Origin of the sequence: Sporosarcina sp. P32b (assembly GCF_002743335.1) — a bacterium.
In the GTDB taxonomy this organism is placed as follows: Bacteria; Bacillota; Bacilli; order Bacillales_A; family Planococcaceae; genus Sporosarcina.
The window spans coordinates 15,976-30,710 of record NZ_PDZB01000031.1 but is presented as its reverse complement, the minus strand read 5'-3'; the positions used below and the strand labels follow the sequence as shown (position 1 = coordinate 30,710).

At 39.6% G+C, this 14,735-nt stretch carries 9 protein-coding genes; 5 read left to right on the top strand and 4 right to left on the bottom strand.

The window, feature by feature from the left end:
* Positions 1 to 733: 733 nt before the first annotated feature.
* On the bottom strand, positions 734 to 3,373 hold the full coding sequence (locus CSV64_RS15275; RefSeq protein ID WP_099635428.1) for a cation-translocating P-type ATPase: 2,640 nt from the start codon (positions 3,371 to 3,373) through the stop codon (positions 734 to 736).
* A 107-nt stretch (positions 3,374 to 3,480) separates the two neighbouring features.
* On the opposite strand from CSV64_RS15275, the gene CSV64_RS15270 reads away from it, so the two are divergent.
* Positions 3,481 to 4,218 (top strand): hypothetical protein, encoded by a 738-nt coding sequence (locus CSV64_RS15270; RefSeq protein ID WP_099635427.1) that lies wholly within the window; start codon positions 3,481 to 3,483, stop codon positions 4,216 to 4,218.
* Between the two features lie 50 nt (positions 4,219 to 4,268).
* On the opposite strand, the gene CSV64_RS15265 is transcribed toward CSV64_RS15270, so the two are convergent.
* Positions 4,269 to 5,906, bottom strand: a complete 1,638-nt coding sequence (locus CSV64_RS15265) for a thiamine pyrophosphate-binding protein (RefSeq protein ID WP_099635426.1) — start codon at positions 5,904 to 5,906, stop codon at positions 4,269 to 4,271.
* Positions 5,903 to 8,662, bottom strand: coding sequence for a bifunctional diguanylate cyclase/phosphodiesterase (locus CSV64_RS15260; RefSeq protein WP_099635425.1), 2,760 nt, complete (start codon positions 8,660 to 8,662; stop codon positions 5,903 to 5,905). Before CSV64_RS15260 ends, CSV64_RS15265 begins: the two co-directional genes overlap by 4 nt.
* A 567-nt stretch (positions 8,663 to 9,229) precedes the next feature.
* Here CSV64_RS15260 and CSV64_RS15255 point away from each other — a divergent pair.
* The 4 genes from CSV64_RS15255 to glpK all read left to right on the top strand — a co-directional run bounded on the left by CSV64_RS15255 (position 9,230) and on the right by glpK (position 14,024).
* Positions 9,230 to 10,873, top strand: a complete 1,644-nt coding sequence (locus CSV64_RS15255; RefSeq protein WP_099635424.1) for a glycerol-3-phosphate dehydrogenase/oxidase — start codon at positions 9,230 to 9,232, stop codon at positions 10,871 to 10,873.
* 44 nt (positions 10,874 to 10,917) lie between these two features.
* Complete coding sequence (locus tag CSV64_RS15250; protein ID WP_099635423.1) at positions 10,918 to 11,472, top strand: glycerol-3-phosphate responsive antiterminator; 555 nt, start codon at positions 10,918 to 10,920, stop codon at positions 11,470 to 11,472.
* Between the two features lie 188 nt (positions 11,473 to 11,660).
* Entirely contained in the window at positions 11,661 to 12,500 is an 840-nt protein-coding gene (locus CSV64_RS15245) for an MIP/aquaporin family protein (RefSeq protein ID WP_099635422.1), read from the top strand.
* Between the two features lie 30 nt (positions 12,501 to 12,530).
* Complete coding sequence (glpK, locus tag CSV64_RS15240) at positions 12,531 to 14,024, top strand: glycerol kinase GlpK (RefSeq protein ID WP_099635421.1); 1,494 nt, start codon at positions 12,531 to 12,533, stop codon at positions 14,022 to 14,024.
* 116 nt (positions 14,025 to 14,140) lie between these two features.
* On the opposite strand, the gene CSV64_RS15235 is transcribed toward glpK, so the two are convergent.
* A complete protein-coding gene (locus CSV64_RS15235; protein ID WP_099635420.1) occupies positions 14,141 to 14,716 on the bottom strand; it encodes a hypothetical protein in 576 nt (191 codons plus the stop codon).
* Positions 14,717 to 14,735: the final 19 nt, after the last annotated feature.

Below are 14,735 nucleotides of genomic sequence, written 5' to 3'. Positions count from 1 at the left end.
CATCCTGCATCATGCGTATGTCATTTCAATTGCCGGTGAATCTTATCGGATACAGAATCATCTAAGTCAGGAAATCCCGTAAATCTGTACATCCTTAAACAAGCGAAAGTGTACATTTTATAGTTGACATTTATAACTATACATCGAGCATACTTTACAACGCGAAGTTATAAGTCAATTCAACTAAATGTTTTCAAGTTGAGTGTATGCTTTTTTAACTAATTCATATTGACAATACTATATTCAGTTCTTTCTATCCTACAATAGGTTACAGAAAATAATTGCTATTGAACCATACAAATATGTAGAGCACCATCCCTGTTAAATCAAGATTTATATTTTAAAATGAACTTTCAAGTGCCTTAATAATACAAATTACTCTACTAGTTAACTGAAGTTACAGTATCCAAAGATCGTCCTTTCATTAAATAAAGTATTATAAATAGTAATCTTATTACTCGACCTCCACCCCGCTCCCCATTTCCTTATACGGAAACTTTTTTCTATGATAACATATATTTTAAAATATCGCGAGTGGAATTCTAATAATTTCACTTATTCAATCTCCTTTTCCGCTATTCATACTACAAGATTCTTGAAATCTATTGAATACAAAAAACCTATGCGTGAAATCTCATAGGCTTTAAAAGTATTCATAGTTATTTTTGCTTAGTAAGTATTTTTAACACTACATATATATCAAGTTTTATTGAACAATACCTTAACGAAAATTTTATCTCTTAATCAACTTCACCACTTCATTCAGCAGTAAAGGTAAAATACTCAAACTACAAATAATTAACCAATCTAACACACCTAATGAATTCACACTGAACAATTTAGCGAATGGACCTATTGAAACGATTGCCACTTGTAACACCACTCCTAGTAGAATGGAGTAGATGAGATATTTGTTTTTAAAGATCCCTGCCTTGAAAACGGAGTGATTTATAGACCTGAAATTTAACGAATGGATTAATTGCGAAAAGCTGAGAGCAAGAAATGCCATCGTTTGTCCGTGCATTAATGCGCTATCAGAAATATTTTGCGTATTCATGGAGAACACACTACCAGAATAGCCACCTGATGAATATATGCCAATAGCAAACGCGACCAATGTCACGGCTCCAATCAGTAAGCCATTTAGTATAAGGAAGGCAATCATGCCATGGAAAATACTTTCTTTTCGATGACGTGGTTTTTCACTCATAACATCCGCTTCTTCTGGGTCTACTCCAAGAGACAATGCTGGGAATGAATCTGTTACTAAGTTAATCCAGAGAATATGAACAGGACGAAGAATAACCGGCCAGCCGAGGAGAATTGCTGTAAATAATGCAATGATCTCTCCTAGATTACAAGACAGTAGGAAGATAATGGCCTTTTTGATGTTTCGGTAGATTGTTCGTCCTTCTTCCACGGCTTTAACGATTGAACCGAAGTTATCATCCGTTAAAATCATGTCCGATGCACCTTTTGCCACATCCGTTCCCGTTATCCCCATCGCTACGCCAATATCCGCAGATTTTAGAGAAGGTGCATCATTAACGCCATCACCTGTCATCGATACGGTATTACCTTTCGCTTTGAGTGCTTGGACAATCTTCACTTTATGTTCAGGAGACACACGTGCATAGACATTAAGCTGACTACTTTTTTCATTCAACTCCACTTCTGTTAATGATTCAATCATTTCCCCGTCAATCACTTCCGATTTATCATTAGCAATGCCGAGCTCTTTCGCAATTGCAAATGCTGTGTCTCGATGATCTCCTGTAATCATTACTGTGCGAATACCCGCTCTTTTCGTTACTTGAATAGCTTCTTTTACTTCTTCACGTGGAGGATCAATCATCCCAACCAAACCTATGAAAATTAAATTATCTTCCGTAATTCCGTGATTGGTCAATTGTGCTGAATCCACTATTTTATAAGCACAACCAAGTACACGAAGAGCTTCATTCGATAATTTTGAAGCATGTTCCAATATTAAATTTTTATGGTCCTCATCCATTGGTTTGGTACCTTCCGCTGTTTCATACTGAGTACACTTCGCTAGTAAGCCGTCGATTGCCCCTTTTGTATGAGCATACAGATTTCTGTCATACGTATGGACAGTCGTCATCAATTTCCTACCTGAATCAAATGGGATCTCATCTAGACGGGGATACTTAACATATAACTCATTCCTGTTTAATCCATACTGATGCGCCGCTACAAGAAGTGCTATTTCTGTTGGGTCACCCGTTTCATTTCCATTTGAAAAGGTCGCGTCATTGCATAAGGTGATATTCTCAAAAAGCAATTGATGCACAGGATTTTCAAAGCTAGCTTCTACTAACGGACTCGAATGACCATCTGCGAAGAAATGAGTTACTGTCATTTTATTCTGTGTTAATGTTCCTGTTTTATCTGAACAAATCACATTCACCGAGCCAAGCGCTTCAACTGCTGGTAAATTTCGTATTATGACATGTTGCCTGATCATGCGTTGCACACCGATTGCTAGAACGATTGAAACTATAGCTGGCATCCCTTCTGGAATAGCTGCAACTGCTAGACTGACGGATAACATGAACATGTCAAGGAGATCACGTCCTTGAAGCATACCTATACCGAAAATCAAAACACAGATCACAATTGCAGCGATACTTAAATATTTACCTAATTGTGCAAGACTCTGTTGTAAAGGCGTTTGTGTACTAGAATCGTTATCAAGCATGGCTGCTACTTTTCCAATCTCAGTAGTCATACCTGTTTCAACAGCAATTCCAGTCGCACGTCCGTAAGTTGTTAGCGTGGACATGAACGCCATGTTTTTTTGATCCCCAATAGGTAAAGTAAGATCTCCAGTAAATCCAGCATCTTTCTCTACCGGTACTGATTCCCCTGTTAATGCCGCTTCATCTATTTTCAAGTCGACGGATTCTATAAGCTGCATATCACACGGCACGTATCTACCGGCATCTAGTAAGACTACGTCTCCAGGCACAACGTGTTCAGACGGGATTTCTCGTTGTACGCCATCTCTACGCACAAGAGCATTCGGTGTAGCCATACTTTTTAATGCTTCTAACGCATCTTCTGCTTTCGATTCCTGAACGAGTCCAACCATCGCATTGATGACAATCACCAATCCAATAATGATGGAATCTACAAACTCTCCAAGTAAACCCGAGATAACCGCTGCAACAATCAGTAAGTAAATAAGCACATTGTTAATCTGAGAGAATATCCGCTTAAGTAATGAACGACTCTTTGCACTTGCAAGCTTATTAGCACCAAATGTTTCTACCCTTTTTTGCACTTCTTCTTCACTTAAACCAACTAATGGATCTGTAGTCGTCAGTTGCTTCTCTTTTTCTAGCGGCATGTAGTCACTTCCTATTGAATATCTGGTTTATTTTAATACATCATATGTTTTTTTACTGTATAATTATCTAATAAATATAAGAATGTACTTCAATAAGGAGGTATCGTATGAAGATTGCCCCGATCACATATTCTTATGAACTTCAGAACATAATTAAGCATTCACATCATTTGGATCAAGGCTTGTCGGAAGTAGATGTAATTGATTACATCAGCAAGTTGCCAAAGATTGATGTAATGGATATGTATATTGATCATCATACAGGTAACGTAACTAGTCCAGTCATTTACAAAGCAATCTCACAAGCTTTTGGGTTCAATTTAGAACGTGTTCCCGTGTTGACCAAAGAAAAGATCCGTACTTTTGAGATTCCACTATCAACGAATTTGGAGGATTGCAATAGTTTCCCTTCAGAAACCATTTTAGATTTATATTTGGCGCATCATCATCATCACGTGACAGGTGACGATATGCGTACAATGATTAACCACTATTTCGGCATGAATTTAGCTGGCATTGATGGATTGGGAAAGACCAGAATTTCTTTGTATTCAAAAGGCCAGTGGCTCGTGAAAGATGAAAAAGACTTATTCGTCATTCATACTGGAACCAAAGATGTAAACGTGAAAATCTACGGCACAAACTACTTCAAGGAGCATACTGGATCGAAAAACATACCGACTGAATTACAACAATCTTTAACAAACCTTGGATACAGTTATAATCAGCAAGTAGATACGTATTACTTTTCAAACCCTTCAGGACTGTCCGTTACCAATGCCTTTAAAGGTGAAACAATAGAGGCAATCATAAGAGTGACAAATACAGTATACAAAAATATCTGACTATGAAATAACGCGGAGAAGAGGCAGCTGTAGCCTCTTCTCCGCGTTATTCACTTTCCAAAGGAAGACAGAAACTTCACGCGATCCCCCATTGGAGGTATCGTATTATCTATTAATGAAACTTCGAGGACTGACGGCCCCTTGGTATTCATAAGCTCGTCTATCACTTCCTGCGTTAGATCCTCCATCGCTTCAATTCGTTTACTCGGTATATTCATAGCCACCGCCATAGCTGCAATATTCACCGGTTCTTGTTCAAATGATGGATGGGAGCGTTTATATTGTAACGAATGTCCATGATAGACCATTCCCAAACGCGCATTATTCATCACAACAAATAAAATCGGTAACTTATGCTCTTTGGCAGTCAAGATTTCCATACCATGCATGAAGAAACATCCGTCACCCGTAACGCAAACTACTGGACGTTCAGGTTCAGCAAGCTTCGTACCAATGGCAGAACCTATGCCGCTCCCCATTGCCCCAAAATGCACATTAATATCAAATGAGTCGGGCTCTACCACGTTCATGTCATGAATGATATACGCCATGAACTCACCGATATCGACGGTATATCTAGTATTGCGGGGAGCGTAATTTTGCAGACGCATCAATACATTTTTCGTATTGTACTCTTCACTATCTACCATTCCTATTTCCTGTTTAATAAACGCTTGTTCTTTGGTCGGCAAGTTTAAACTTTTTAATTCATCTAGTAACGCGGTCAAACTTAAATTTATATCTCCCCAAACAGCAACATCCACTTCATATTTACGATTAAAAACGGATGAATCGTAATCCAATTGTATGGTATATCGATTTTCAGTAAGATTGACGTTCCAATTATTCGTAGCCGTCTCGCCTAAACTAGAGCCAACTACAAGTAAAGCTTCACCATTTCGTCCATTGATCAATGCAGAAGCTGCGTCATGACCAGCAAAGCCGAATACACCGGCAAGTAGTGGATGATTATCCGTAATATAGCCTTTTGCCTGTGGTGTTGTAATGATTGGCCATTGAAGCATCTCCGCTAGCTCAAGTAACTGATTGACAGAGTTCCTAATACCTTGTCCTACAAAGATATATCCATCCTGTTTACTAGCAATCTCTCTTGCCACAGACTGTATGATGTTTTGATCTGGAACAATCGGGGTTCTTTTTGGTAGCTTCGGTATTTTGGGAGATTCAATTTGATTGATCTGGATATCTATTGGCATGGCGATATGAACAGGACCTGGTACACCAGAAACCGCTAGTTCACATGCCTTTGCTACCTCGTTAAGTAAATCCTTCGAATCCGTTACGGTTACACTATATTTCGTCACTGATTTAAAAAGTGGTTCAGCATCCAATTCTTGAGAAGCATTTAAACCGACAGTATCGACGGGAACTGCGCCCGTCAAAAATAAAACTGGGACATGTTCACGCATGGCATTTGCGGCACCCGTTAGTAGATTGGTACCACCAGGTCCACTGCATCCAATACACACACTCATAGTAGCTGTATATTTGGCATATGCAACTGCCATATAGGCAGCTGCGCCTTCATGCTTTGTAACAATAGGCGTCAGTTCAGGTATTTCATACAACTCATCAAAAAAAGCATTGACAGAACCTGCTGGGATGCCAAAAACATGTTTTACTCCTGTAGCCGTTAAATAATCCAATACTGCACGAACAGCTTTCATAACAACTCTCCTTTAGTAACCAGATATGTGCTTTCGAATTCATTGACCTTTAGCGGTACATTAAAGTAATAACCTTGCATAATATAACATTCTCTCGAAGCCAAAAATTCGGCTTGTTCCAGTGTTTCGACACCTTCAGCTACTACATCTAATCCCAGATTTTTTGCTAAAGTGATAATTGTATTTGCGATGGCTGAATTATCGTCATTGCTTTTCAATTCTCGAATAAATGATTTATCTATTTTCAAAGCATTAATCGGCAAATTTTTCAAATACCCCAATGAGGAATAGCCTGTACCAAAGTCATCAATGGACATCTTGATTCCGATTGCCTGTAACTTTTTCATTGTCTGGATAGTCAGTTCTGTATTTTTAATGATTTGGTTTTCCGTAATTTCAAGACATAAAAGCTTTGGTGATACGCCTACTTCATCCAAAATCCCTTTAACCGTTTGGAATAAATTATTTTGTTCAAACTGGCGGGCTGATAAATTTACGGATACTATAATCGATGGATACCCTTTTGCTTGCCACTGCTTGATTTGGTTACATGCCTTTCTGATCACCCACTCGCCGATAGGAACGATTAGTCCAGTCTCCTCTGCCAGCGGGATAAATCGATCCGGCGAAATTAACCCTTCTGTTGAATGATTCCATCTCAATAACGCTTCAGTTCCAATGAGTGTATGTGTACTGTAATCAATTTGTGGTTGAAAATAAATTTCCAACTCCTCACGATCAAGTGCTTTATATAAAGCGTTTTCAAGTTTCACATTTTCAAACGTCCTAATATCCATCGCCAAGTGATAAAATTGATAACTGCTACCAGATACGGTTTTAGACTGATACATCGCAATATCCGCGTTTTTTATCAATAACTCCGCCGTTTGTCCATCTTGCGGAAATAAACTAACCCCTATACTGCTGTGGATATGCATTTCATGGCCTTTCAGATTGAATGGCTTGTTAAATTGATCCACAATCTTTTCGGCCACCTCTATCACTTCCGCTTCAGATTCAATATAAGGCAAGTAGATAACAAATTCGTCCCCGCCTTGACGTGAAGCTGTAGCCCCTTCAGGAAGGCACGCGGATATACGTCTTGCTACATGTACCAATAAAATATCGCCATAGCTATGCCCTAATAAGTCATTGACTGATTTGAAACGATCCAAGTCCATAAACAGGACCGCTGCTTTTTCTTTACGAGAATGAGCAATGCTCAAACCTTGTTGCATTCGATCCTTTAATAGCACTCGGTTGGGTAGATCGGTCAAGCTATCATAATACGCATGGTATCTGATTTCTTTCTCCATCTTCTTTCTTTCGGAAATATCTTTAAACGTAACGACTTCCCCAACCATTCTATCGCCTTCCTTGATAGAAGACCTAACATATTCTACAGGGAAATCAGACTGATCTCGCCTAAAAAATGTAACTTCATCAAGATTCGTATTGTTTTCATTGTAAATAATACTGACAGGTTTACCTATTAGTTCATTCTTACTATTATAGCCGAGCGTCGTAGCAGCCGCCGGATTACAAAACGTAATGACGCCATGTAAATCCAACCCGAATATCCCTTCACCTGCCGAATGGAGAATTAGTTCTTTCTCCCGGCTAAGCCGCTGTAATTCTTTCATTGTTGTTTCCAGTTCGTTGTTCTTTTCGGTTATCTCTTCAGTTCGCTGTTTTATGATCGACTCTTGCTTTTCCATATTCAATAAGTTTAATAAAGTGGAAGCCGTTGTATCGACAATAGATTGCGTCAGCTGTTGACTAGCCTGGGAGTAATTCGGATTTTTTTTAAACAGGTCTGCAATAACTATTAAACCTAATACTTTACCCATGGAAACGATAGGAAGTATAAACATCGATTGAATGCCAAAGTGTCGACATGCTTTATGGTTCACTCGATCGTCTGAAAAGACATCTGGAATGAGTTCTGCTTTTCTAGTTGCGATCACTTCCTCGAACACTTTATCATTTTCCACATCAAATTTTATCTCGTCATGGGATTTAACCCACGCTTCTACCGACCAGTCGCTCTTACGATTAATTGTTGTAGGCTTAATCTTCATATGAACTAATGGATCAACTAAATGTATCCCTATATTATTATTTCCAAGCACCTTTTCTATATAAAGAAAACATATATCCAGCGCTTCCTGCATGGTAGAACATAGTGATAAATCCCGAGTTATATCCAACAATAATTGCTTTTCATTAATAAGTTCTTCTTTATGCGTTAACAGTTTGGCATTTTGAATAGCAACGGCAGCCATATTGACATAAGATTGGACCGTTTGAATCTCAATCTCCGTCAGGTTCATCGGTGTTCCATAGTCGAACAAGAAAACTAGTCCAAATAATTCCGTCTCGCCAGTAATGGGCAAAACCAATAGAGATTTTATCTTAAACGCTTCGACTGCCCTTGGGTCAGGTCGATGATCTTTGGATGTATCCGGTATATATATCGTTCGTTGTGTTTCAATTACTTCTTTCGCCAGCAAATCGAAGTCGGTATCAATTGTATGCATATCGAGCGTCATGCCATTGATCACTTCAGGTTTTCCTACGAAGCCCCTGAACGAGCCATCTTGTTGTGGCAAATAAATTCCGACCGAGTCACATCGAACAATCTCCTCTGAGATAGCAGTCACTACGTGATTCAGTACATCTCTTAACTCTAGCTTTGTATTTATTAGCTTTGTTATATTCGCTAGTCGAAGATATCTAGTTTGATCTTTCACTATTCATACCTCCTCTTCTGCCCAATGTATTCTCTATTGATAGTATAGTTAATACCCTCATCTAGTGAGATATCACCTCTTACTCTACTATTCGACAAAATATTTAAAATAGCCTTTTAGTAGATGATACAACTATATTAAATATATAACGAATAGGAGTATTATGTATAAGTATATAGTAGCAATAACAAATATCATGACAAAGTGCCCCCTCAACGGTAGATTCGCTGCCAAGAGTTTATAAACTTGTATAGTTAGTTTTCAAACGACAATATAACTACATTTGCTCTAGGTTTAGTGACAGTTGCAATAGGTTCAATCTAAAAATCACCCCTCTCTTTTCGCCTGCTCCACTAAGCCTTCGTTTTTTTCACATACTCCACTTTCCAACTATTATAAATAACAAATTTTTAAATTTGAATTTTAGTTCAGGTATGTTAATATAGAAACTAAGTTAATAGCTCGGGTTTGAGTAACTGAGAAGACCTCAAGAAGTGATTGCGCATAATGCAATCACTATCTTGGGGTCTTTTTTGTTCTCTAATCCTCTATAAAAGGGAGATGAAAGAAATGACAACATTTTCATCAATGAATCGAAATGAAATCGCGAATACGTTACGTACTGAGAATTTTGACGTTTTAATTATAGGTGGCGGCATTACCGGTGCTGGCATCGCATTGGATGCGGCGGCAAGAGGGATGAAAACTGCACTTATTGAAATGCAGGATTTCGCTTCAGGTACGTCTAGTCGTTCGACCAAACTTGTCCACGGCGGATTACGTTATTTAAAACAATTTGAAATTAAAGAAGTTGCCGAATTGGGGAAAGAACGCGCGATTGTCTACGAAAATGGTCCACATGTTACAACACCTGAATGGATGCTATTGCCGTTTCATAAAGGTGGTACATTCGGTCCTACAACCACAGCTCTTGGATTAAAAGTATATGACTTACTAGCTGGAGTTAAGCGCAGTGAACGAAGAAGAATGCTGAATCTCGAACAAACTATACAACGGGCTCCCCTAATCAAAAGGGAAGGTCTTCAAGGAAGCGGCTATTATGTAGAATATCGCACAGATGATGCGCGCCTTACAATTGAAGTTGCTAAATCAGCTGCGGAAAAAGGCGCAACTCTGTTGAATTACGCAAAAGCGGAAGGTTTCATCTACAATGACCACAACCTACTATCAGGCGTTCAAGTCCGCGACATGATCACAAACGAAATGATGTCCGTACACGCGACAAAAGTGATCAACGCTGCAGGTCCATGGGTTGATGAAGTGAAAGAGTTCGATGGCCACTCCAACGGTAAAAACTTGATATTGTCCAAAGGGATTCATCTTGTATTTGATCAAAGCGTATTCCCTTTACATCAAGCAATCTATTTTGATACACCTGACAAACGTATGATTTTTGCAGTACCACGTGATGGTAAGGCATATGTCGGAACAACGGATACATTCTTTGATGGTGACCCGAAAGAAATGCAAATCACAGAAGATGATCGCACATATATTTTAAATGCCATTCACTATATGTTCCCGGATGTATCTGTTACTGAAAAAGATGTTGAATCCAGTTGGGCAGGTGTTCGACCACTGATTCATGAAGACGGTAAAAACCCCTCCGAGATTTCTCGTAAGGATGAAATTTGGGAATCCGAACGAGGACTAATCACCATTGCTGGGGGTAAACTAACAGGCTACCGTAAAATGGCGGAAACTGTTGTGAATAAAATCTCTACTCTTTTGCAACAAGAAAAAGGTTTACATTTCAAACGATCTACTACGAAAAACATGCCCATCTCGGGTGGGGATGTCGGTGGTTCCGCTCATTACTCTCGCTACTTCAACCAAGCTGTCAGCCGTGGTATGTTGCTCGGTTTCACTGAACGCGAAAGTCGACATTTAGCCGCTCTATATGGCTCTAACGTGGATAAAGTACTAACGATTCCTTATGATAAATCCGAATCTATGCCACGTATTCTTTATGTTAAGCTACGCTATGCGATTGAACATGAGATGACTGTGAAACCAACTGATTTCTTCATTCGACGTACAGGAGATTTGTTCTTCAATATTAAAAACGTGCAAGACGCAAAAGAAGATGTACTAGTTAAAATGGGTCAATTGTTGAACTGGTCTGCAGAAGAACAGAAGCGTTATCAGTTAGAATTGGAAGACGAGTTACTAAAGTCAACATCTGTTGTGTAAATACTATAATATAAACGTATATCTATAAACGGGGGTTACTTTATATGTCTTTTCATAACCAAAAAGTGTTGCCAGCTGCGCGTACATTAAAACAATTTGAAAAACTCTTAGAAAGTACTTTTGAATATATCGTCCTGCTAGAAGTGCATATCAGCAATTTAAAAACCGTGAAACAAGAGGCGGATAAGCGGTGCAAGAAACTAATTATTCATGCCGACTTGGTTCAGGGCCTAAAAACGGATAACTTTGCAGCCGACTTTTTATGCAATGATATTCGCCCTGCAGGTATTATTTCCACTCGATCAAATATTATTATGAAAGCAAAATCTAAAAACATTATTGCTATTCAACGTATGTTTTTACTCGATACAATTGCATTAGAAAAAAGTTATTCACTAATTGATCAAACGGCTCCAGACTTCATTGAAATGCTACCAGGTGTAATTCCCGAACTCATTGAAGAAGTATATGAGCGTACGGGTATTCCCATTATTAACGGTGGACTCATTCGGACAAAGCAACACATCGAGGATGCACTAGCAGCAGGTGCTGTAGCCGTGACGACCTCTGATAACCAATTGTGGGAACACTTTATTTAAGTGGAGAACTTTCTACGTCATTGTTGACAGAATAAACTTACCACTCTATACTTGAAAACAAGTTAATATAAGTGGTTGAGTTTAGGAGTCCACAATTAAGTTCTTGCACATAGCAAGATTTAATTGTGGACTTTTTTGCGTCGTAATTGCTCAACTACCAAACTTAAATTGGGTAGGAGGAGATATAAATGACACCTTTTGCAGGTGAATTGATCGGAACGATGATATTAATATTATTTGGTGGGGGCGTAGTAGGCGGTGTAGCACTAAACAAATCCAAAGCAAATAGTGGTGGATGGATTGTTGTTACTGTAGGATGGGGTCTTGCGGTTACACTTGGTGTTTACGCGGTGGGCCAAGCAAGTGGTGCTCATTTAAATCCAGCAGTCACAATTGGTTTCGCGACTATTGGTAATTTCCCTTGGTCAGATGTCCCTATGTATCTTTTAGCACAGATGATTGGCGCAATTCTAGGTGCTATATTAGTGTATTTCCACTACTTACCTCATTGGAAAGAAACAGAAGATCCAACTGCCAAACGTGATGTATTTGCTACTACACCTGCAATTTACAATCCGCTATCAAACATAACAAGTGAAATAATCGGGACGTTCATTTTAGTACTTGGTTTATTATCTATTGGTGCCAATGAATTTACTGAAGGACTAAACCCGTTAATCGTTGGTGCTTTGATCATCGCAATTGGGCTATCACTTGGCGGTACAACTGGCTATGCGATCAACCCTGCACGTGATCTTGGTCCGCGGATAGCACATGCTTTCTTACCTATTCCCGGAAAAGGACCATCCGGATGGAAGTATGCATGGATTCCAGTAGTAGGCCCAATAATTGGCGGTACATTCGGTGCCCTATTCTACAAACAATTTTTCCTTAATGAAAACAGCATGACATTTTGGATTGTCGGTGCATTCATACTTGCAATTCTTCTCGCGGCTCAGTTTACAATCCGTAAAGAAGTAGTACAATCAAGTCTTCTAATTCAGACACATAAAACTACGAATGACTAATCGTCTTCATAAATACTGGAGGAATAAATCATGACTAAAAAATACATTATGGCATTAGATCAAGGTACAACAAGTTCAAGAGCAATATTATTCGATAAAAAAGGTAAGATTTTTCATACTGCACAACAAGAGTTCACTCAATATTTCCCACAATCTGGTTGGGTAGAACACAATGCTGACGAAATTTGGAGCTCCATTTTGTCTGTCATTGCTGGTGTATTATCAGAAAAGAATATTTCAGCTGAGCAAATTGAGGGCATTGGAATCACGAATCAACGTGAAACAACGGTCGTTTGGGATAAGCACACAGGTAATCCCATTTATAATGCGATTGTATGGCAATCTCGTCAAACTGCAGAGATATGTGAGGATCTCAAAGAAAGCGGTTACAACGATTTGTTCAGAGATAAGACCGGATTGCTTATCGATGCATACTTTTCAGGCACTAAAGTCAAGTGGATTTTGGATAATGTCAAAGGCGCACGTGAAAAAGCTGAAAATGGAGACTTGTTGTTCGGTACGATTGATACGTGGATTATTTGGAAGTTATCCGGTGGTGCGGCACACGTAACAGATTACTCGAACGCTTCTAGAACGCTTATGTACAATATACATGAACTACAATGGGACGAGGAACTATTGTCTATCTTGGATGTGCCGGCATCGATGTTGCCTAAAGTGTGTCCTTCATCTGAAGTCTATACACATGCGGACCCCGAGCAATTCTTCGGTCACGCTGTTCCTATCGCGGGCATTGCCGGTGATCAACAAGCCGCATTATTCGGCCAAGCTTGTTTTGAATCGGGAATGGTGAAAAACACATATGGAACAGGTTGTTTTATGCTAATGAACACGGGCGAAAAAGCGGTTAAATCCGATAATGGGTTGTTAACAACCATCGCTTGGGGAATTGATGGCAAGGTAGAGTATGCGCTAGAAGGAAGTATCTTCGTCGCAGGTTCAGCAATTCAGTGGTTGCGCGATGGTTTACGCATGTTCCGAAACTCTTCCGAAAGTGAGCAATACGCAAAACGGGTCTCTTCTACAGATGGCGTCTATGTCGTACCGGCATTTGTTGGTCTTGGTACCCCCTACTGGGATAGTGATGTGCGTGGTGCCGTATTCGGTTTAACACGCGGAACGACGAAAGAGCATTTTGTACGGGCTACGCTAGAATCCCTTGCGTACCAAACGAAAGACGTCGTTGATGCAATGGAATCGGATTCAGGTATCTCCCTAAAAACGTTGCGGGTAGATGGCGGAGCAGTCGAGAACAACTTCTTGATGCAGTTCCAATCCGATTTACTAAATGTATCGGTTGAACGTCCGACGATTAATGAAACAACAGCGCTCGGTGCTGCATACTTAGCCGGACTTGCTGTAGGTTTCTGGAAAGACCGTTCAGAAATTGCCGCTCAATGGGCGATAGATCGACCGTTCCAACCTAATATGGAGGAATCTGAACGCGAAAAGCTGTACAGCGGCTGGCAAAAAGCTGTACAAGCAGCGACTGTGTTTAAATAAGTTCTTTGCTGAAAGTACCTGTAGGTTCATTTGTCGTGACTGTTTTGATTGTCATGCCTTTCCCTACAGGTATTTTTTATCCCGTTGTCTTTTCTAAACTCGCGACCCGTATGAATCTACACGGATAGTTTGTAGTGGCTAAAGACATCGAATATAGAGTAATAATAAAGTTCGCTGCCATCTAAAAATAATAGCCAATCCGCACGATTGGAAGTTAATTGTGGCTGCAAAGGATTTCCATCAGGTTTACGGAAGTCGAGCTCTTGAACTATTTCGTAGGAATCAGCTTTTTTAATCAATTCAAAAAAGTGATGACGATCAAAGTACTCTCGATGCACGACCATTGCATCACCATTGACCGCAAATGTTTGAAATCCAAGTGCGTCAGTAGAGAATTGGAACTCGCCATTCTCATTCATTAAACCAATTTGTGCATCCATGCCAATGAAATACCAAATTTCATCATTCGCCGCCACATTCAGCGCCAAACATTCTCCTGTGAGCTTTCTATCATTCCCGTCATCTATAATATTTCCTTCATGATCCCAGCCTACTAGCCCTGAATTACCAATTGGTTTCTTCCAACCATAATTACCGTACACGCCTTCATCAAAATAACCTGTCCATATCTGATTATCTTTCGTCGTATATATATGGTCGATTCCATCGCCTAAACAGAATGAACGAATCAAGTTCCCGTCCCAATCATAG

Coding starts and splice junctions, on each gene's coding strand:
- CSV64_RS15255 (WP_099635424.1), top strand. CDS start 9,230: ATGACAACATTTTCATCAATGAATCGAAATGAAATCGCGAATACGTTA.
- CSV64_RS15245 (WP_099635422.1), top strand. CDS start 11,661: ATGACACCTTTTGCAGGTGAATTGATCGGAACGATGATATTAATATTA.
- CSV64_RS15270 (WP_099635427.1), top strand. CDS start 3,481: ATGAAGATTGCCCCGATCACATATTCTTATGAACTTCAGAACATAATT.
- CSV64_RS15265 (WP_099635426.1), bottom strand. CDS start 5,906: ATGAAAGCTGTTCGTGCAGTATTGGATTATTTAACGGCTACAGGAGTA.
- glpK (WP_099635421.1), top strand. CDS start 12,531: ATGACTAAAAAATACATTATGGCATTAGATCAAGGTACAACAAGTTCA.
- CSV64_RS15275 (WP_099635428.1), bottom strand. CDS start 3,373: ATGCCGCTAGAAAAAGAGAAGCAACTGACGACTACAGATCCATTAGTT.
- CSV64_RS15250 (WP_099635423.1), top strand. CDS start 10,918: ATGTCTTTTCATAACCAAAAAGTGTTGCCAGCTGCGCGTACATTAAAA.